This is a genomic window from Crassaminicella thermophila (assembly GCF_008152325.1).
Lineage (GTDB): Bacteria > Bacillota > Clostridia > Peptostreptococcales > Thermotaleaceae > Crassaminicella_A > Crassaminicella_A thermophila.
In genome coordinates this window covers 1,276,509-1,297,857 of record NZ_CP042243.1, presented here as the reverse complement: position 1 = coordinate 1,297,857, position 21,349 = coordinate 1,276,509, and the positions used below count along the sequence as shown (strand labels likewise).

23 protein-coding genes, 1 tRNA gene and 1 pseudogene are annotated in these 21,349 nt (G+C 29.5%); all 25 read right to left on the bottom strand.

Annotated elements, in window-relative coordinates; genetic code table 11:
- Positions 1 to 81: 81 nt before the first annotated feature.
- The gene (locus tag FQB35_RS06140; protein ID WP_148809137.1) at positions 82 to 546 is read right to left on the bottom strand and encodes a DivIVA domain-containing protein; all 465 of its coding nucleotides are present in this window, start codon (positions 544 to 546) and stop codon (positions 82 to 84) included.
- Positions 547 to 558: 12 nt separating this feature from the next.
- Positions 559 to 1,347, bottom strand: a complete 789-nt coding sequence (locus FQB35_RS06135) for a YlmH family RNA-binding protein (RefSeq protein WP_148809136.1) — start codon at positions 1,345 to 1,347, stop codon at positions 559 to 561.
- Positions 1,348 to 1,362: 15 nt separating this feature from the next.
- The gene (locus FQB35_RS06130; RefSeq protein ID WP_148809135.1) at positions 1,363 to 1,626 is read right to left on the bottom strand and encodes a YggT family protein; all 264 of its coding nucleotides are present in this window, start codon (positions 1,624 to 1,626) and stop codon (positions 1,363 to 1,365) included.
- 18 nt (positions 1,627 to 1,644) lie between these two features.
- Positions 1,645 to 2,085, bottom strand: coding sequence for a cell division protein SepF (locus FQB35_RS06125; protein WP_148809134.1), 441 nt, complete (start codon positions 2,083 to 2,085; stop codon positions 1,645 to 1,647).
- Between the two features lie 20 nt (positions 2,086 to 2,105).
- On the bottom strand, positions 2,106 to 2,801 hold the full coding sequence (locus FQB35_RS06120; protein ID WP_148809133.1) for a YggS family pyridoxal phosphate-dependent enzyme: 696 nt from the start codon (positions 2,799 to 2,801) through the stop codon (positions 2,106 to 2,108).
- An 18-nt stretch (positions 2,802 to 2,819) separates the two neighbouring features.
- Entirely contained in the window at positions 2,820 to 4,085 is a 1,266-nt protein-coding gene (locus FQB35_RS06115) for an HlyD family efflux transporter periplasmic adaptor subunit (RefSeq protein WP_168198259.1), read from the bottom strand.
- Positions 4,086 to 4,302: 217 nt separating this feature from the next.
- Positions 4,303 to 4,379 (bottom strand) — tRNA-Pro (locus tag FQB35_RS06110).
- An 81-nt stretch (positions 4,380 to 4,460) separates the two neighbouring features.
- Positions 4,461 to 5,940, bottom strand: a pseudogene (gene spoIVA / locus FQB35_RS06105) (stage IV sporulation protein A).
- A 181-nt stretch (positions 5,941 to 6,121) separates the two neighbouring features.
- Entirely contained in the window at positions 6,122 to 7,150 is a 1,029-nt protein-coding gene (locus FQB35_RS06100; RefSeq protein WP_148809131.1) for an NAD(P)H-dependent glycerol-3-phosphate dehydrogenase, read from the bottom strand.
- Between the two features lie 27 nt (positions 7,151 to 7,177).
- A complete protein-coding gene (plsY, locus tag FQB35_RS06095) occupies positions 7,178 to 7,756 on the bottom strand; it encodes a glycerol-3-phosphate 1-O-acyltransferase PlsY (protein ID WP_148809130.1) in 579 nt (192 codons plus the stop codon).
- Entirely contained in the window at positions 7,756 to 9,078 is a 1,323-nt protein-coding gene (gene der, locus FQB35_RS06090; protein WP_148809129.1) for a ribosome biogenesis GTPase Der, read from the bottom strand. The genes plsY and der overlap by 1 nt, the downstream gene beginning before the upstream one ends.
- Positions 9,079 to 9,100: 22 nt before the next feature.
- A complete protein-coding gene (locus FQB35_RS06085; protein WP_231701866.1) occupies positions 9,101 to 10,420 on the bottom strand; it encodes a DUF512 domain-containing protein in 1,320 nt (439 codons plus the stop codon).
- Between the two features lie 127 nt (positions 10,421 to 10,547).
- On the bottom strand, positions 10,548 to 10,742 hold the full coding sequence (locus FQB35_RS06080) for a capping complex subunit for YIEGIA (RefSeq protein ID WP_148809127.1): 195 nt from the start codon (positions 10,740 to 10,742) through the stop codon (positions 10,548 to 10,550).
- Complete coding sequence (locus FQB35_RS06075) at positions 10,742 to 11,677, bottom strand: YIEGIA family protein (protein ID WP_148809126.1); 936 nt, start codon at positions 11,675 to 11,677, stop codon at positions 10,742 to 10,744. The genes FQB35_RS06080 and FQB35_RS06075 overlap by 1 nt, the downstream gene beginning before the upstream one ends.
- Positions 11,678 to 11,811: 134 nt before the next feature.
- Positions 11,812 to 12,462, bottom strand: coding sequence for a phosphate signaling complex protein PhoU (gene phoU, locus FQB35_RS06070; RefSeq protein ID WP_148809125.1), 651 nt, complete (start codon positions 12,460 to 12,462; stop codon positions 11,812 to 11,814).
- 21 nt (positions 12,463 to 12,483) lie between these two features.
- Entirely contained in the window at positions 12,484 to 13,245 is a 762-nt protein-coding gene (pstB, locus tag FQB35_RS06065; protein WP_148809124.1) for a phosphate ABC transporter ATP-binding protein PstB, read from the bottom strand.
- Between the two features lie 14 nt (positions 13,246 to 13,259).
- Positions 13,260 to 14,153, bottom strand: coding sequence for a phosphate ABC transporter permease PstA (gene pstA, locus FQB35_RS06060; RefSeq protein ID WP_148809123.1), 894 nt, complete (start codon positions 14,151 to 14,153; stop codon positions 13,260 to 13,262).
- A gap of 4 nt (positions 14,154 to 14,157) precedes the next feature.
- The gene (pstC, locus tag FQB35_RS06055) at positions 14,158 to 15,042 is read right to left on the bottom strand and encodes a phosphate ABC transporter permease subunit PstC (RefSeq protein ID WP_148809122.1); all 885 of its coding nucleotides are present in this window, start codon (positions 15,040 to 15,042) and stop codon (positions 14,158 to 14,160) included.
- Positions 15,043 to 15,209: 167 nt separating this feature from the next.
- Positions 15,210 to 16,073, bottom strand: a complete 864-nt coding sequence (locus tag FQB35_RS06050; protein ID WP_207707355.1) for a phosphate ABC transporter substrate-binding protein — start codon at positions 16,071 to 16,073, stop codon at positions 15,210 to 15,212.
- Positions 16,074 to 16,207: 134 nt separating this feature from the next.
- Complete coding sequence (gene pnpS, locus FQB35_RS06045) at positions 16,208 to 17,983, bottom strand: two-component system histidine kinase PnpS (RefSeq protein ID WP_408625493.1); 1,776 nt, start codon at positions 17,981 to 17,983, stop codon at positions 16,208 to 16,210.
- A gap of 27 nt (positions 17,984 to 18,010) precedes the next feature.
- Positions 18,011 to 18,703 (bottom strand): response regulator transcription factor, encoded by a 693-nt coding sequence (locus FQB35_RS06040; protein ID WP_148809120.1) that lies wholly within the window; start codon positions 18,701 to 18,703, stop codon positions 18,011 to 18,013.
- Positions 18,704 to 18,725: 22 nt separating this feature from the next.
- Complete coding sequence (pgeF, locus tag FQB35_RS06035) at positions 18,726 to 19,544, bottom strand: peptidoglycan editing factor PgeF (RefSeq protein ID WP_148809119.1); 819 nt, start codon at positions 19,542 to 19,544, stop codon at positions 18,726 to 18,728.
- Positions 19,545 to 19,603: 59 nt separating this feature from the next.
- On the bottom strand, positions 19,604 to 20,059 hold the full coding sequence (gene nrdR / locus FQB35_RS06030) for a transcriptional regulator NrdR (protein WP_148809118.1): 456 nt from the start codon (positions 20,057 to 20,059) through the stop codon (positions 19,604 to 19,606).
- Between the two features lie 76 nt (positions 20,060 to 20,135).
- The gene (locus tag FQB35_RS06025; protein ID WP_148809117.1) at positions 20,136 to 20,408 is read right to left on the bottom strand and encodes a YlmC/YmxH family sporulation protein; all 273 of its coding nucleotides are present in this window, start codon (positions 20,406 to 20,408) and stop codon (positions 20,136 to 20,138) included.
- A 107-nt stretch (positions 20,409 to 20,515) separates the two neighbouring features.
- Complete coding sequence (gene sigG / locus FQB35_RS06020) at positions 20,516 to 21,289, bottom strand: RNA polymerase sporulation sigma factor SigG (protein WP_148809116.1); 774 nt, start codon at positions 21,287 to 21,289, stop codon at positions 20,516 to 20,518.
- Between the last annotated feature and the right edge of the window lie 60 nt (positions 21,290 to 21,349).

Below are 21,349 nucleotides of genomic sequence, written 5' to 3'. Positions count from 1 at the left end.
AACATTTTCTTATATAATTTTTTTGTATTATAAAAATAAAATCCTCGTTCAAGACGAGAATTTTTCTTTGACAATTACTTATCATTCATCTTCTTCAACTACTTCTTCACAACTACTTATAACAGCTTCAAGCTGTGCTTCTAATAATGTTTTGAATCTCGTTTTAAAAATGTGTAATTGTTTTTTTCCTTCTTCATATTCTCTCTTAATTCTTAAAACTTCATTATTTGCATCTTCAATAATCTTAGCAGCCTTTGCTTCTGCTTCTTTTATAATAAGTTCTGCCTGTTTTTGTGCATTTTGTGTAACCTCTTCAGCAGTACTTTGTGCGAATACTAGAGTGTTGTTTAGTGTTTTTTCTAGATTCTCAAATTTTTCAATTTGCTCATTAAGCATCGTAATTTTGTCTTTTAGCTCTATATTTTCCTTATACAAATTCTCATAATCAATAATAATTTTATCTAAAAACTCATCTACTTCACTTTCTTTGTACCCTCTAAGTACCTTTTTGAATTCTTTGTTTTGAATCTCAAGTGGTGTAATCATTTTATCCCTCCCTTAGATCATTCTTTTAATTAATACCTTATATCTATCTTTTTTCGTTTTATTTCCAATTGTATCTAAAATTATTCTCCCTTTTCCTTTAAAAGATATGATATCTCCTTCATTAAGAATATATGAAGGCTGATTTACAGGTTTAAAATTTACTTTTGCTCTATCATTACTGATTAACCTAGCTATTGCATTTCTAGATTCTCCAAAACCTGCTCCTGCAATAGTATCTAATCTTAAAGATGCTACAGTCGTATACACTAATTTAAAATCTTCTTGTACCTTTATTAAATCATGAAAAGAAGACTCTTCAACAGTCACTTTGTATTTCGATATTTTTTCTAAATTCAATCTAATAAAATCATTTAACTCTTTAAATGCAATAATATTTGCTTGCCTATCTCCGACTAAAATATCCCCTATCTTTTCTCTTTTCAATCCTAATCCTAAAATTGCTCCTAAAAAATCTCTATGGGTCAAGTCTTCTTCTTGAAACTTGCCAGAAATTTTTATGGCACTAATTGGGCAATTTTTTTCATCTAATGACATATACTCAGGATAAATAATGATTACCTTTCTTTCAGCTTTTTCATATCCACCTTCTATCACATATTTTATATCCATTATATTCTCTAATATTGGAATACACAGCGATATTTGATATGGATCATAAAAATCAGTACACCGTATTGTATGACTTTTTAAAACGCTTTCCACCTTATTTAATGTTTTCATTATCAATTGTCGCTCTTCATGCTTTTTAATATGTTTTATTAATACTTCTTTATTTATCAAAATATCACACTCTCTTTAAAGCAAACCTGCAACTAGTTTTCTTACAATATCTAGAAAAAAGACCGCTAGAATGGGGGAAAAATCTATCATGCCTCCACCAAACCCGAATCGAAAGAATAAATTTCTAAAAGGTGCCAAAATTGGCTCTGTTAATTGATAAATAAGTCTTGGGATAGTTGCATTCGGATTTGGATTTATCCAAGACAATAAAATTCTTGCAATAATTAAGAAATCTAATACTCTAAAAAAATAATCTACTGATTGTCTAATCATCCACATTTTCACACCACCTATATCCTATTTATTCCAAGGAAACAATGCTTTATTTTTTAATTCTTCATTTATATTTCCAGATATATCTACATTATTAGGAGCTAAAATAAATATTCCTTTTGAAACTTTTTGAATATTTCCATCTAAAGCATATACAGCACCATTTACAAAATTAAAAATCTTTTTTGCTAATTCTGGATCTAACTTTTCTAGATTTATTACAACAGGTTTTCTATTCTTAAGATTATCTACAATGCTAGGAGATTCTTCAAATTCAGTAGGCTCATAGACAACAACTTTCATTTGTGTAGTTGTATGTATATTTACAATTTTATTTTTTTTACTTGCTATAGGTGTTATATCATCTTCATGCTCAATGGATGACTCTATTACTTCTTCCTCTTCTTCATCATAATCATCTAAGCCCATAAAATATTTTACTTTATCTACAAATTTATTTGCCATAACGCTTCCTCCTTATAAATCTACTTGTTATAATTTCTGCTACCAAAGATTCCTGTGCCTACTCGAATCATATTCGAGCCTTCTTCAATAGCAACCTTAAAATCATTTGTCATGCCCATCGATAAATATTTCATTTCCACACGCGGTAATTTTTTTACTTTAATCTCTTCGAACATTGCCTTTAATGTCTTAAAATATTTCCTAACATCCTCAGGATTTTCTTCATAAGGAGCAATCGTCATTAAACCTTTCACTTGAATATATTCTAATGGTTGCATCCTTTCAAGAAACTCATACACTTCACTGCAATCTAAACCAAATTTTGTTTCTTCATTAGCAACATTCACCTGAACTAGTACGTCCATTATCCTATTATGTTGCTTAGCTCTTTTATTTATTTCCTCAGCTAAATTTATTCTATCTAGGGAATGAATCATTTTTACTTTATCAATGATGTACTTTACTTTATTGGTTTGTAAGTGTCCTATTAAATGCCAACCCACATTTGATACATCATCATACTTTTTCATTATCTCCTGTACCCTATTTTCTCCTATGTCCGTTATTCCCTGCATAATGGCTTCATTGATTCTTTCACTATCTACTGTCTTTGTAACAGCAATTAATTGAATATCATCTGGTTTTCTTCCAATCTTATTACATGTTTCGTAAATTTCTTTTTTTATGTTGAGTATATTTCTTTTTATATATGTCATAAACTTTCCCTCCATCTATTAATATATCATTTGTCCTTCTTTCACTTTAGAAGCATTTCTAACAATCTCATCATATAGTTTTACAGTTTTTACTCTCTTTATATTTTCTCCATCCTTTTTATAAAAAACATTACTTTGAATAATTACATAATCATCATCATATCCAATTATTTTTATTGGTTTAAAAATCGCATATCTATTTATATCAAGTACATATACTCCTTTTATTCCTTCTTTTTCAATAACACTATCTTTGTGTATTTTCAACCCTTCATAATTTACTACAACCACATCTAGATTAATATTTCTTAAACTAAAAAAGTTCTCTACATACTGATCTAGTTGAAATATTATCATATTATCATTTTTATTTTTTATAATTTTATATATCTTTCCCTTCACTTCTCTATAAGGGAATTTAAAAGTTACAATTTTTCCAGTTTTATAATTTTCTAAAGCTGCATCATCAACCCAACTAATTATATACCATACATTATTATCTACTATTTTAAATAATGGCTGATTAAAAATTACTTTATTGACTCTTAAATCTGTTATTTCAGTATGGATATTTTTTAGATTTTCCAGTTTTATAGTTGCCATATTTCTTGGAGTCAATATTGTTTCATATCCATCAATATTATAGCTAATAATACCAGCTTCAGGACTTTTTACCAAGCTAATTGAATTATTTATTTTCTCTTCTAATACTTCTTGTTCTACCTTTAAAGCCTTTAAATTTTTTCCTGCAAAACTTTTATCCCCCACAATAATTCTCTTTTTCTCTAACTTACTGTTGAGTTCTTTTTTTAATTGCTCAATTTTAGAAAGATTTCCTATTTGCTTATATTGTTTTATTTCACTTATTATTTTATTTATTTCCCCATCAATTTTTTGGATATCACTTTGAAATAAATTATTTTCATTCTGTTTTATATTTTCTATTCTTTCCTTGATTACCTCTAATTTCTTTCTCGTAATATCATCAACACTATTTCTATATATTTCAGCCACCTTATATCCTTTTTCAACTCTTTGCCCATCCTGAACAAAATATTTTATTTCACCTTCCATATTACTTTTTACCAGATTTTCATTTCTGATAATATAACAATCTAGACGGTCAACTATTTGAACATTTCCATACTTAGCAATGCTTGTCTCATTTGAAGAAGATACAAGCATAGGTAGAAATTTAATTAATAAATAAAAAATAATAATAGCAAAGAAAAAATAGCGAATCCTATTATTTTTTTTTCGTCTATTACGTAGTTTTTTTATCAATTTCTTCACCTACTATATTTACTTTTTATGTTTATAATTCTTCACTTATATTCATTTTCCTTCATTTTGTTTAAAATTAGTTTTTCAGTCCTACCACAAAAATAAAAAAGCTACTTTTAAAGCAGCTAAAACAAATTTAAAAACTTTCTATATCTGTTACATATTATATAAAAACATTAAAGCTATGATTTCTCATAGCTTTAATGTTTTTATAATATGGTCTGAGTGCCGGGACTTGAACCCGGGGCCTCTAGAACCCCATTCTAGCGCGCTACCAAACTGCGCCACACCCAGATACAATTACACTATTATTATACACAAACATGTAATTTTTTCAAGTAAGAAATAAAATAGATAGGGAGTCCTCCCTATCTATTATAAAATAATACAAATTAAGCCACCACTACCATCATTAATAATTTTTTGCAATGTCTTTTGCATCTTAAATCTTGCATCTTCTGGCATCATAAATAATTTATGCTGTAGTTGTTCTTTTACCATATCATGCAATGATTTTCCAAACATATTTGTCTCCCATATTTTCGTTGGATCAGATTCAAATTCATCTAATAAATATTTTAGTAATTCCTCACTTTCCTTTTCAGTTCCAACAATTGGAGATACTTCTGTAGCAATATCTGTTCTTATCAGATGGAGTGATGGCGCATTAGCTTTTTAATTTCACTCCAAATCTATTTCCATGTCTGAAAATTTCTGGTTCTTGTAATTCAAGCTCCTCAAGACTTGGCGCAACTAAACCATAACCTGTTTCTTTTGCATCCTTTAATGCTTTCTCTACTCTGTCATATTCTTTTTTTGCTCTTGAAAATTCCTTAATAAGCCCTAATAATTGATGATCTCCCTCAATTTTATATCCCGTCATTTCTTCTAAAATATTATAAAATAATCCATCTTTTGTTTTCATTTCAATATGTGCAATTCCTTCACCTAACGCAATATCAGTTAAGTTTGCTTCTGATATTACTTCAATATCTATAAATTTAGCTACTTCATTCCTTACATCATTTATCTTTTTAACTTCTTGCCCCCATTGCTTTACCGCATAAATAATTTTATCCTTCAGCCAATGATCTGTTTCTAGTCCTTCTACCCATCCTGGAAGTGTAATATTAATTTCCTTAATTGGAAACTCAAACAAAACATTCTCTAATATACTGTTTATATCCTCTATATTCATTTTTGCACAATCAGTTGGAATAACTGGTACATTATATTTTTCCTCTAATTGTTTTTTTAATTCAATTGTTTCTGAATCTGTAGGCTTTGTAGAATTTAAAATTAAAACAAATGGCTTATTTAACTCTTTTAACTCTCTTATTACCCTTTCTTCTGCTTCTATGTAGTCACTTCTTTCAATATCTGTTATTGTACCATCAGTTGTAACAACTAATCCAATAGTAGAATGGTCTGTAATCACTTTTCTCGTACCTATCTCTGCAGCTTCTTCAAATGGAATTTCTTTCTCATACCAAGGTGTTGTTACCATTCTAGCCTTTCCATTTTCTTCGTGTCCAATTGCACCATTTACTAGATAACCAACACAATCCACAAGCCTAACTTTAAATTTTGCATTATCTTTTAGTGTTAATTCTATAGCTTCATTTGGCACAAATTTAGGTTCTGTAGTCATAATTGTTCTACCAGCACCACTTTGAGGTAGTTCATCTTTTGCTCTTTCCTTTCTATATGCATTTTCAATATTAGGTATAACCAATAGATCCATAAATCTTTTGATAAATGTGGATTTGCCTGTTCTAACTGGTCCTACAACGCCTATATAAATATCTCCTTGTGTCCGTTCTGCAATATCATTATATATATCGAATTTTTCCATTTATGCTCACCCCTTTAATAATAAATTTTTATTTTAAAATTAAAATACAATTCTATAAAAATCGTACGCTGTCTCCATTATAGGAATGTACTAACAATATATATATATGAACAAGTATATAATATTATGACTTTTAAAATAAAAAGATAGCTACTTTCATAGCTATCTTTTTATTATCATATTACCAATTAAATTTTTTATTTATAACCACTTCTTCAATTTCATGTGTTTTACTTCTCATCATTAAATTTACTACAGCTTCCCTTGCATCACTATTTTTATAAAGTATATTATAAATCTCCGTAGTAATTGGCATCTCTACACCATATTTCATAGACAATTTATATGCAACCTCTGTAGTAACTACTCCTTCTACTACCATTCCTATTGATTTGACCGCTTCTTCTAACTTTTTTCCTTTACCAATTTCAATACCACATCTTCGGTTTCGACTATGCATACTAGTACAAGTTACAATTAAATCTCCAATACCTGTTAAACCAGCAAAAGTATTAATATCTGCTCCCATAGCTTGCCCAAGTCTAGCAATTTCTGCAATCCCTCTAGTCATAAGTGCAGCTTTTGCATTATCTCCAAACCCCAAACCATCTGATATACCTGCTCCTAAAGCAATTACATTTTTCAATGATCCTCCAAGCTCAACACCAATAACATCAGGGTTTGTATATACCCTTAATTTTGGAGATATAAATACATCTTGTATGTACTCGGCAATAGATTTTGAATCTGATGCTACAACCAATGTAGTAGGCATATCTCTACATACTTCCTCTGCATGAGAAGGTCCTGATAAAACTGCAAATGCATTTTGTGAAAGCTCTTCCTTTACCACTTCCGATATCCTAAGCAACGTATTATTTTCTAATCCTTTTGCTGCATTTACAATAATCTGCTTATCATGCACTGCTTCCTTAAACTTTTTGATTGTTTCCCGAACAGCCTGAGAAGATATTGTTAATAATATAATATCTGCATCTTTCACAGCATGAAGAATATTATGAAATAATTTGATATTATCAGGCAAAATTACACCTGGTAAATACTTAATATTTTCTCTAGATTTTTTCATTTGCAATAATTGTTCTTCATTTCTCATCCATAATCTCACATTATGTCCTTTCTTAGAAAGAGAAATAGCTAGAGCTGTTCCCCAGCTTCCTGCACCAATTACACAAATACTTGACTTCATTCATAAAGCCCCCTATTAATATAAATTTTACCTAATTTTAGATTCCGTACCACGAAGCAACCTTTCTATATTTGACCTGTGTCTATATATCGCCATACCAGCTAAGACAAGTCCAAATAAAAAATGCATTGAACCATTATCAAATAACAGTAATAATGGTAATAAACTAATTCCAATCATTGAGGCTAATGATACATATTTTGTTTTTATTAAAATTAAAACAGCAATTAATATACAAATAAGTGCAACTAAAGGATTAATCGTTAAAGCTACTCCTATAGTTGTAGCTATCCCTTTTCCACCTTTAAATCCAAATAAAGCAGGCCAATTATGTCCAATAATAACTATAATTCCGCAAATTAGTGCTAAACTTTCTCCCCCAAATTTACTTCCTATCCATACAGCAAAAACTCCTTTTAATGCATCTCCAATCAAAGTTAATACAGCAGCCTTAGCCCCTAGGGTTCTATAAACATTAGTAGTTCCAGCATTTCCACTTCCATAGTTTCTTATATCTATATTTGCCCAAAATTTCGATAAAATTATGGAAGTAGAAATATTCCCTAATAAGTAACTAATAATTACTGCTACCGTTTTTAAAAGCATTATATTTCTTCCCCCTTCTCCCTATATAAAATACTAATTGGCGTTCCTTCAAATCCAAATGCCTCCCTGATTTTATTTTCAATATAGCGAGTATAAGAAAAATGTGTTAATTCCCTATCATTAACAAATATGACAAATACAGGTGGACGAACAGAAATTTGTGTAACATAGTATATCTTTAATCTCTTTCCCTTATCAGATGGTGGTTGATTCAATAAAATTGCCTCATTAATTACATCATTCAATCTACCTGTTGGAACCCTCATTGAATGCTGATTAGAAATAAATTTAACTGTTTCAAGAATTTTATGTACCCTCTGTTTTGTAACTGCTGAAACGAATAAAATTGGTGCATATGACATAAATGACAATTGATTTCTAATTTCTTTTACATATTCATTCATAGTATTTGTTTCTTTTTTTACAGCATCCCATTTATTTACAACAATAACAGTAGCTTTTCCTGCTTCATGAGCATATCCTGCAATTTTTTTATCTTGCTCCGTTACTCCTTCTGTAGCATCTATCATCATTATACATACATTTGCTCGATCAATTGCTCCAAGAGATCTAACAACACTGTATTTTTCAATATCTTCAACTACTCTACTTTTTCTTCTAATTCCTGCTGTATCAATAAAAACATATTTATCATTTCCATGAACAAATGGTGTATCAATAGCATCTCTAGTAGTCCCAGCAATATCGCTTACAATTACTCTCTCTTCTCCTAAAATTGTATTTATAATAGAAGATTTACCTACATTTGGTTTTCCAATAACAGCTACCTTTATTGCCTCATCTTCATATTCTTCAACATCATTTTTAGGAAATCTCTTGACAATCTCATCAAGCAAATCTCCTAACCCTAAAGCATTTGTTGAAGATATTGGAACTGGATCTCCAAGAGCTAACTGATAAAAATCATAGAAAGAATCAGGTAGTTTACTTGTATCAACTTTATTTACTACCAAAAGAACAGGTTTTCCAGTTTTTCTTAATAAATTAGCAATTTCCTCATCAGCTGCTACTAATCCTGTTCTACCATCAACCATAAAAACAATAACATCTGCAGTTTCAATAGCTATCTTTGCCTGTGCTCTCATTTGTGATAAAATTATATCTTTTGATTCAGGTTCCAATCCTCCTGTATCAATAAGCGTAAAATTATAATTCAACCATTCTACATCAGCATAAATCCTATCTCTTGTAACGCCAGGTTTATCTTCGACTATGGCTATTCTTTTTCCAGCAAGTTTATTAAAAAACGTAGATTTCCCTACATTAGGTCTTCCAACAATTGCTACAACAGGTTTTGCCATTTTAACACCTCCAAAATTCAAATTATTTTAATATCTTATTAACAAAATCTTTTCCATCTACTTTTGAAACAACTACTTTTATATTTAATATTTTTTCTAAATCCTTAACAGTTACATCATCTAAAAAAACTGGCTCTTCTGCTTTTAGCATACATGCCGGTATAATCAATTTATCTCCTAATGCTTTTTCTCTTAATTGTTCAATTAAATCTGTACCTGTTATCAATCCAGTTACAGTTATTGTATCACCAAAAAAATTATTCTTTATCTCAAATACATTAATTTTTATATTATAAAACTTTTTCTCAATTTTTTTACACAAATTTGTCATAAATGCTTTTGCAGATTTACCTGTAGCTATACTGATTTTTTTTGGTTCTGAAATAGTTATATTTAGCTCTTGTAAAGCAGTAATAACTTCATGTTCAAATCTTACCATAAGACCTACACCATTTTCTATTTGTGGAAACCCTTCATAATCATCATAATCAGGTAATTTTTTATCTGCTAAAACATAAAATTCATCTGATAAATAAACAAAATGTGTACCTAACTCTCTCAAAAAAATTTTTTGCAAATTTTCTACCTGCTTTATTACCTCTAATGCTGATTGTTTATTATAGATAGTCAAAGGAAATAAACCTTCTCTAAACTTTGTTATTCCTACTGGTACAATTGCAACACTTTCCATATTAGGATAAAGCTTAGATAAATCCTTAATTGTTTTATCTAAATTCTCTTTATCATTAATACCAGGACATAATACAATCTGTCCAGTCATTCTTATATATGCATCAGAAAATCTCTTAAGAATATCATATATCCTTCCAGCTTTCTTGTTATGCAACATCTTTACCCTAAGTTCTGGATCTGTTGTATGAACAGAAATATTTATAGGACTGATTCTATATCTTATAATCTTTTCTATATCCTGTTCAGACATATTTGTAAGTGTTATAAAGTTTCCCTGCAAAAATGAAAGTCTTGAATCATCATCCTTAAAATATAGGGTTTTTCTCATATTAGGAGGTAATTGATCTATAAAACAAAAGACACATTTATTTCTGCAACTTTTCGCTTTATCTATAATAGGATTCACAAATTCAATACCTAAATCTTCATCAAACTCTTTATACACTGAATATCTCTTTATAGATCCATCCTTTTTTTTTACCTCTAATTCTATATATTCATCTGATAATAAAAACATATATTCAATAATATCTTCAATATAGCAACCATTTATTTTAAGAAGTTTATCGCCCTTCTCTATCCCTAATTTTTGTGCTTTACTTTTTTCATAAACCTTTGAAATAACATTTTTCTGTTCATTTTCTGCCACAACATACACCTACTTAAAATCTAGTTTTAATACCTGATACTAATATTATATCATAAAACAACTTATCATACATCACGATTAGTAATATATCACGTATCTTTATACATCGTCAAGCTTATTTACATCCTTAATGCTTTACAATAACATATGAACCATTTTCAAGATCATGAACCATTCCCATTGTTATTTTAGATACCAAAAGTGCAATTTTTTCCTGTTCTTCTTCAGTTTTTGCATAAAAAACTGGTACTGTTGTAGTTGAAATCATACTTCTATCAATAGTAACAATAGCAATAATATTATCTTTAATTCCAAAATCCATTAAAGTTCTCCTTTCAATCTATCATTTTCTTGATTTCCTAATTTTGACTCTAAAGGTTTTCTCTTCGCTGTTTCAAGAACAGGTGTTTTATTTACTGCTTCAACAAGCAATTCTACATTAGGCTCCATCGGTATTATAGCCATAACAATATTTCCATTGTGAGGATTTCTTCTAGCGATAGGTGTAAAATCTGGTTCATCTACATCCTTTCTAATTCCTAGTTGTATTGCTGCATTGTGTTGAATCGCCTGTCTTTGACCAATATTGGCAAGGGTTGCTCTAGCATTAGCATCATTAGGAATAATTTCAACAGCTATACCATTTTCCTCATAAATTTTCCTTGATCCTTTCAACCCAATATTCATAATCACAACATCATTTACCATAAGTAACGGTCCATCAAAATGAATATTGGCAGGTTTTACCTCTGCTATTTCCATAATTAACTGCCTTGATAATAATCTTTTTAAAGCTAATGCAATCATAGATCCTACTAATATGCCAAAGAATACTTGAATATAAACAGACAATTTTAATAATTTTATAATATATACTGTAATACTTGTTACTAATGAAGTAATAATTACCATATAATTTCTTGCTTCAAAAGCTTTAGCAATGTCTTCAATATATGCAGTTCCTCTAGGTACTAGCTCTGTCGGTTCAATATTATCAAGACTTTGTCTTTCCATATTTCGTACATCTCTGAATTGCTGAGCAGCTAAAGCCAAAAATGTTACTGCTCCAAATTCTTTTTGTACTAACGCAGGTAAAGCTACTGCTCCTAATGAAGCTGCAATCACTCCTAATGTTAAATGAGAAATCAATCCTTGTGGATAACTAGGATATTGTCTTTGATCAATTCGAATCATATAAAGCCTCGCTAGTAGGCCCATTATTAAAGATAAAATAATTTGAACACTAAATTTCCCCATAAACAACCTCCTATTTTCATTTTATATATGCTTATATTATTATTTGTTATTCAATGGGTTTTATGAAAAAATTATCTTATATACTAAATAAAAAAAGAAAACCAATTCTAAAAATTAGAATGGTTTCCTTCTTATTATTTCATCCAATAATCACCTGTTTGAATATACACGACTTTTTCGCAGACATTTTTTGCATAATCTGCTATTCTTTCAATATGTGAACAAATAAATAAGAAATACGTAGATTGGGTAATTTTTTTTGGATCTTCCATCATATAAGTTAATAATTCTCTATATATTTGTTTATATATATCATCTACGATTTCATCTAATGCCCAAGTATCTTTTGCAAGTTGAATATCCTTCTTAACAAATGCATCCAAAGCTTTTCTTACCATATCTGTTGCTAAATCTGCCATTCTTGGTATATCTATCAGTGATTTCATATATTTTTCTCCGGATAGTTTTATCGTTATTTTAGCAATATCAACAGCATGATCAGCCATTCTTTCTAAGTCTGCAATTAACCTTAAGATGGAACAAATTTCTCTTAAATCTATTGCCATAGGTTGTTGTGTAGCTATTAATTTTATACACTTATCTTCAATTTCTTCTTCTAAATTATTTATAGCTTTATCACCCTTTATTATCCTCTCAGCTAATGCTACATCTTTATCTTTTAAAGACTTTATTGCATCAAGAATTGCTTCTTCAGCCATAATTCCTAATTTTAACAAGTCCTTATGCAGCTTTTCTAATTCATTTGATAATTGTAATCGTGGCATATATACATCCCCCCTTGTATTTTAACCAAATCTTCCTGTAATGTAATCTTCTGTTCTCTTATCTTTAGGCTTTGAGAAAATGTTATCCGTTAAGTCAGTTTCAATAATTTCACCATTTAGGAAAAATGATGTATAATCTGATACTCTTCCTGCTTGCTGCATATTATGGGTAACAATAACAATAGTATAATCTTTTTTTAGCTCATCTAGTAAATTTTCAACTTTTAAAGTAGATATAGGATCTAAGGCTGATGTAGGTTCATCCATTAATATTATATCTGGCTCAACAGCTAAACATCTAGCTATACACAATCTTTGCTGCTGTCCACCAGATAGCCCTAGAGCTGGTTTATCTAATCGATCCTTTACTTCATCCCACAAAGCTGCTCCCCTTAAACTTTTTTCTACAATTTCATCTAATCTAGATTTTTGTTTAATTCCATGTATTTTAGGTCCATATGCTATATTTTCATATATTGATTTTGGAAAAGGATTTGGCTTTTGAAAAACCATACCAACATTTTTTCTTAAGCCCATTAAATCACATTCATCACTATAAATATCTATCCCGTCTAATAATATCTGCCCATTGATTTTTACATTATCTATTAAATCATTCATTCTATTTAATGTTCTTAAAAATGTTGATTTTCCACAACCAGAAGGTCCTATAAGAGCAGTAATCTTGTTTTCCATAATATCCATGTTTATATCTGTCAATGCTTGAAAATCTCCATAAAAAAGGTTTAAATTTTTCACTTTAATCTTGGGAAAATTTGACATTTTATAACTCCTTTCTAGGCTGAAGCCTTTGTATTCTTCATATATCTATTTCCGACCATATTTGCTAAGAAATTAATAAACAAAACAAGTATAATTAATACAGAAGCCGTAGCGAATGTTTTTTCCTGTGATAATCCTTCAGATGCTAATAAATATAAATGAACAGACATAGTTCTAGCTGGATCCATAATTGATTCAGGTACTCCTAAAGAACTTCCTGCCGTAAGCATTACCGCAGCTGTCTCTCCTATAGCTCTACCAACGCCTAGTATTAATCCTGTAAGTATTCCCGGAATACTACTAGGTAGAACTACCTTTACAATAGTTTGCCATTTTGTTGCCCCAAGTGCTAAACTGCCTTCTCTATATGACTTTGGTACTGTTTTAATAGCTTCCTCTGTAGCACGAATTAATGTAGGTAAAATCATCAATGCAAGTGTTAATCCTCCTGATAATATGGACCATCTAAATCCTAAAAAGATGACAAAAAATACAAATCCAAACAAACCGAAAATAATAGAAGGTATTCCTGCTAATGTTTCTGTACCAAATCTTATAATTTTTATGAATTTGTTTTCTTTTGCATACTCTGTTAAATAAATGGCAGCAGATACTCCTATGGGTGTTGCAATAGCAATAGATACCAATGTTAAATATATGGTTCCAACAATAATAGAAAAAATACCACCTTTTCTTCCCATGCTTTTTGGCTCTTGTATGAAAAAATCTAAGTTTACATGTTTTGCTCCATTTATGAGTACATATCCAATAATAGATAATAAGGCTAAAATCGTTAATGTTGCTACAAGATATATCCAATAATAAACTATTTTCTCTTTTATATTGATTTTCCTTTTTGAACCACGCTTAATGAGTTTTTCTGTATAAAACTTTGTATTCGCAACCATGTCTCTACCTTGCCCCCAATCTCTTCATTGTAACTGTTGCAGTTATGTTTAATAACATAATAAATACAAACAATATAATCCCTGTAGCAAATAATGCCTTTTGATGTATAGGTGTTGCATACCCCATTTCCATAGCAATTGTACCTGTCATAGTAGAAACAGAATCTAATATACTCCCTGGAACTTTAGGCATATTACCTGTTATAAGAATTACTGCCATCGTTTCACCAACAGCTCTCCCCATTCCTAAAACAACAGATGTAATAATACCTGATTTAGCTGCAGGTACAATTACCTTTGCAATCGTTTCAATATGTGATGCTCCTAAAGCTAATGATCCCTGTTTATACTCAACTGGAACAGATCTTATTGCATTTTCAGAAATATTTACAATAGTTGGTAATATCATAACTGCAAGTATAACAGCTCCTGCTAAGATACTATATCCTGAAGTATAGGCATCTTGATTTATTTTTTGTACAATAGGCAATATGTGTGTTCGGATCAATGGAACAAAAATATTTAAACCAAAGAATCCGTATACAACAGACGGTATTCCTGCTAATAGTTCAACAGCAGGTTTAAATACTTTCACTACAGATTTCGGTGCAATTTCTGCTAAAAATATTGCACAAGTTATTCCCATTGGAACTCCAATTATTAATGCCCCTAATGTTACTGATATTGACCCCATTATCATCGGAAAAGCACCGTAATAACCATTTGTAGGACTCCATGTTTTCCCAAAAATAAAATTCATCAAACCATAATCCTTAAGGATAGGTACTCCCTCTTTAAAAATAAAAAGTGTAATGATAAATACTGATAAAGTTGCCACTGTTGCACAAAATAAGAGAATAAATTCTATTATTTTCTCATATTTTTTCATTATAAGACTCCTCCCAAATTTTTTCCTCTTAATCCTCCCAAAACTATATTAATCTTCTTTTTTTATATTTAGATTAACTTTACGTTAAATTTATGTTAACTATATATTCATAATAAACATTGTAAAAACATAATAAGCATAAAGACAGTTTATAACTGTCCTTATGCTTATTTTACTGAAATAAATTCTTCTTTAACAATTTCTTGCCCTTCATTTAAAACAAATTCAATATATGCTTTAACAACTTCTGATTCTTCTCCATTTGTTAAATATAAAAATGGTCTTGCTATTTTATAAGTCCCTGCTTTCGCAGTCGCTTCTGTAGCCTCTACCCCTTCAACTTTTACTGCTTTTACTGCTTTATCCAAAGCTCCCATTGAAATGTAGCCAATTGCATTTGGAGTATTTGCAACTGTTTGCTTAACAGCTCCTGTTGATGGCTGTACTAATGCGTTTACAGTAGTTTTGTCAACTTTTTTACCCTCAGCATTCTTTTCTTCTACTTTTGTTATTTCTATAAAAGCACCTCTTGTACCAGAACCTTCTTCTCTACTTACTACTGTTATTGATTGATCTTTTCCTCCTACTTCTTTCCAGTTTGTAATTTCTCCTGTAAATATTTTCTTTATTTGCTCTAGTGTTAGATCTTCCACCTCATTTGATGGATTTACAACAACAGCAATACCATCTTTGGCAATAACATACTCTTTTAATCCTAATTTTTTTTCTGAATCTTTTACTTCTCTTGATGAAGCTCCTATATCTGCAATTTTGTCTGCTGCTGATTTTACTCCAACGCTTGAACCTCCACCTTGTACTTCAATAGATACTTTCGGATATTTTTCCATAAATGCCGCTGCTAACTCGTCTGATAATGGCTGTACAGATGTTGATCCTGCAATTACAATTTTTCCTGATAATGCCTCTTCAGTTGTTTTTTCTTCTGTAGTTGTATCCCCTTTACTGCCACAACCTGCTAACATTGTTACTGCTAACATTAATATTAATGCTACTGATAAAAACTTTTTCATTTTACTTTCCCCCATTCTTTTTGCTTTAAAATTCATGCATTTCTTAACTCTCAAACTTTACATATTGAGTATAACCTTGTTATGTTAAATCAAAATAAAGGGATTGTTAAATGAATGTTAAAAAAAGAGAAAAACTATGCTAGTTTTTCTCTTTCAGATATTGGAATTCTCACAATAAACTCAGAGCCTTTTCCCAATTGGCTGTTTACCTTAATCTCTCCATTAAATGACAATACAATATGCTTAACAATAGCTAAGCCTAATCCTGTACCTCCTATCTTTCTTGATCTTGCTTTATCTACTCTATAAAAACGCTCAAACAATCTAGGAATGTCCTCTTTCGGTATACCTATCCCATTATCCTTTACTACTATAAAAATATTATTATACCTTTCATAAACGAAAAGTTTAACTTGTCCCTGTTCTTGTGTATATTTAATCGCATTTTCAACAAGATTGAGAATCATTTGCTTAAACCAGTCGCGATTTCCATAAATAGATGGAAGATTAGATTCTAATTCTGTATTATAGGTTATTTGTTTCTGCTTTGCTAAAGCTTCAGCCATTACATTAGTTTCATTTATAATTTCATTAATATTAATTTCTTCTTTTTTTGTAGCAAATTTATGATTTTCAATAGAAGAAAGAGTAAGCAAGTCATCGATTAACCTTGTAAGCCTTTCTGTTTCTATATCAATAATATCTAGAAATCTATTTCTTACTTTTTCATTATCTATTGCTCCACTTTTTAATGTCTCAATAAACCCACTTATAGATGTTAATGGAGTTTTTAACTCATGTGATACATTAGCTACAAATTCTGTACGCATTTTTTCCAATTTTCTCATTTCTGTTATATCTTGTATTAAAGCCATAACACCTATAATTCTATTCGGATCCATATCTAATCTTATAAAATTTGTATAAATTTTTAATATTTTCGTTTCTGGATAATCTATAGTTATTTCTCTTTCTCCTATATTCTTATTTTCAAGTATATCTTCTAAAACATCATGCAGCTTATTATTTCTAATAACTTCTAAAATATGTTTTCCATATACATCTTCATCCTGAATATTAAATAACGATCTTGCTACAGGATTGATTAACATAATCTTATAAGATTTATCAATAGCAAATAAAGCTTCATTCATACTTGCTAATGTAGATTGAAGCTTTGTATTTTTATCTCTTATTTCTGATATGGTATCATTCAATTTTTCTGTCATAATATTAAAAGTATCAGCTAATAATCCAATTTCATCATCGCTTTTAATATAAACTTTATTATTAAACTTACCATGGGCAATTTTTTTTGCAGCTTTTGTAATTTCCTGAATAGGCTTTGTTACCTTATTTACAAACCTATATCCTAATATAATTGTTACGAATAATCCACAAAGAGCAGCAATAAATGTGTTCTGTAAAAGCTTATAGTTAAGCTTGTAGATCTCTGTTAAAGGAAAAGCCAATCGTGTTATGCCATAAATTTTATTTTCTATTGTTATTGGTACTGCAATATAAACATATTCTATGTTCGTTGTTGTACTTTTTCTTTTACTTTTTCCTATTTTCCCCTTCAAAGCTTTTTGAACTTCTGGTCTATATAAGTGATTCTCTATTTTAGGTAAATCTTTCAATGCTATTTCAGAATCTCCCATAACAATTCCATCCGTACTAATAATTGTTACTCTTGAATTAATTTCTTTAGCATATTCATGAGCATATTTTGAAAAATCTATATTATCAAAAGGCATTTTACTAGTTTTTTCTTCTATAAACTTATTTATTAAATTAGCATTAGTTATTAACTTGTTTTCAATATTTTCAATGTAGCTTGTTCTCACAAAATTAAGTGTTAATAATCCTGTAAAAATTATTCCTAATAATATAAGAACTGTATATGTCATAAAAATTTTCTTTTGCATAAGCTCCACCTATTTCATCTTATACCCTATTCCTCTGATGGTTTCAATATAAATTGGATATTTATCATTATCTTCTATTTTTCTTCGTAAATGTCTAATATGAACATCTACTGTTCGTGTTTCTCCAAAATAATCATATCCCCAAACTTCATCTAACAGAAAATTTCTTGATAAAACTTTTCCCCTATTTTTTGCTAGAATCTTTAATAACTCAAATTCCTTTAGTGTCAATTCTATTACTTCACCATTTTTTGATACCTCATGTTTTTCTATATCAATAACAATATCATTTATTTTAATAGTTTTTATTGCTTCTTTAGGAATTTCTTCAAATCTTCTTAGGACTGCTTTAATTCGAGCAATCAGCTCTCTAACACTAAAAGGCTTTGTTAAATAATCATCTGCGCCTAATTCTAATCCTAATACTTTATCCATTTCTTCTCCTTTAGCAGTAAGCATAATCACAGGAATTTTCCTCGTTTTATCATTGTTTCTAATTTTTTTACAAGCTTCAAAACCATCTATTCCTGGTAACATTAAATCTAAAAGAATAACATCCGGCATTTCTTCCTCTGCAATTCTTATAGCATCTTCTCCATTTTCGCTAGTAATTACATCAAACCCACTGTTTTCTAAATTAAATTGGATTAACTCTATAATATGCTGTTCATCATCCACTACCAAAATTTTTTTTTTATTCATTTATACCTCTCCTTCTAATTACTTATCTTAATTCCATTATTGCCGCCATTCTGCCTGTTATACCATTAGCTTTGCGATAAGAAAAAAATATTTCTTTATTACACATTGTACACATACCACTTATAATAATATTTCTTTCTAAAATTCCGATTTCCTTCAATACAATTTTATTGGCTTCCCATAAATCCAACATATATTTATTATTTCCCTTAGAAATTACGAACTTATCAAGATTTGTAAAATTTTCGTTAAATTTATCTATAACTCCTTTATCCACCTCGTAACAACATTTTCCTATGGATGGACCAATAGCAGCAAGACATTCCTCTGGCTTGCTATTAAACTCTTCCATCATTTTTTTAACAACCTTCTTTGCAATTTTTGAAACGGTTCCCCTCCAACCTGCATGAATTAAAGCAATAACTTTTTTCATTGGATCCAACAAAAAAATAGGCACACAGTCAGCGTATACTGTCACTAAAGCAACATTCTTTATATTTGTAATCAATGCATCTACACCAATTATATCACTATACTTTAGAATCCCTTTTCCACAGTCTTTTTCTGTTACAATTTTTATATTATCTCCATGGACTTGATCAGAACAAACTAATTTACTCATTGGTATATCTAAAGCTTCACATATTAATCTATAATTATTTATAACATTTTCTTTTTTATCACAGGTCTTTAATCCAAGATTTAAAGAATTATATTCATCCTTACTTACCCCTCCAACCCTACTTGTAAAACAACTTTTTACCAATCCTGTATTATCAAAATTTGGTATTGAAAAATATACAACACCACTTTTTGTTATATTTTTTTTGAAACCATTCACTTTTTCAATCCTCCTAAATATAATAGCAAGTTATTTTATAACTTGCTACATGATAAAAACTATTTTTCATTTAACATCTTTCTTAATTCTTCCATAAAAGTATTAATATCTTTAAATTGCCTATAAACAGATGCAAACCTAACATATGCAACTTCATCTAAATCCTTTAGATGATTAATTACTAGTTCACCAATATAGGTACTTTTAATTTCCTTCTCCATGGTGTTATGTAAATTTTTCTCAATATCATCAACAATACTTTCAATAGCTTTCATAGATACTGGCCTTTTCTCACAAGCTCTAATAATTCCATTAAGTATTTTATTTCTATTATAGGCTTCTCTATTTCCATCCTTCTTTATTACAATCAAAGGAATTTCTTCTATTTTTTCATAAGTAGTAAATCTTTTTTTGCATTTTCCACATTCTCTCCTTCTTCGGATAGCTTGGCCTTCTTCAGTAGGTCTTGAATCAACAACTTTTGTATCAAAGTATTCACAAAATGGACAATTCATTTATTATCCCCCCTATACAGCAATAGTTATCTAATAGTGTTACTCAAATTATAATATGCCAAATATAGTATGTCCACTAGTTTTTTTCCTCTTCTACTTCATTTGTTATAATTTCATTTTTCAACTCAACAAGTATCACATCTACTCCTATCTTTTTTATTTCTCTCCATGTAATTACATAATCATTATCTTTTCCGAATATACCTAGAATTTTTCCAGGTCCAGGTACAATCAAAGCCTCTATCCTACCTTTTTCTAAATTTACTTCAATATCAGATATAAATCCTAATCGTCTGCCATCAATTATATTAATAATCTCTTTTTCTCTCAAATCTGAAGTACTAATCATTTTATCACCTACTTTATCTTTTTGTCTTTGTAATAATATATAAGCTTGACTAAAAATATATGAATCATTTACATAAAAAAAACAAAAGCAAATTTTTTGCTTTTGTTTTAAATATACTTTCTCATATGCTTTAATGCAGTTTTTTCTAATCTTGAAACTTGTGCTTGGGAAATTCCTATCTCTTCAGCAACTTCCATTTGGGTTCTACCTTCAAAAAACCTTAAAGTCAGAATATGTTTTTCTCTATCACTTAGCTTTCTTAATGCTTCTCTAAGTGCAATTCCTTCTAACCAAGTTTCATCTTCACTTTTTTCATCTCTTACTTGATCCATTACAAAAATAGCATCTCCACTATCATGATATATAGGTTCAAACAATGATATTGGATCTTGAATAGCATCTAATGCAAATACAACATCCTCTCTTGGAACATTTAATTCTTTTGCAATTTCTGTTATTGTAGGTTCCTTAGAATTTTTATTGATTAATTGATCTCTCACTTGTAATGCTTTATATGCTGTATCTCTTAATGATCTACTAACACGTATCGAATTATTATCTCTTAAATACCTTCTTATTTCTCCTATAATCATTGGAACTGCATATGTAGAAAATTTAACATTATGACTCAAATCAAAATTATCTATAGCTTTAATTAAGCCAATACATCCAACCTGAAACAAATCATCAACATGTTCTCCTCTATTATTAAACCTTTGTATTACACTCAATACTAATCTTAAATTTCCTTGAATAAACTCTTCTCTAGCTGATAAATCTCCTTGATAAATTCTTTCAAACAACTTTTTCATTTCTTCATTTGTTAAAACAGGTAATTTAGATGTATTTACTCCACAGATTTCTACTTTATTGATGTGCATGACAATTCCTCCATTTCTATGGATTATTGCCCCCTTACAAAAAATTATTGCCCTATTGTT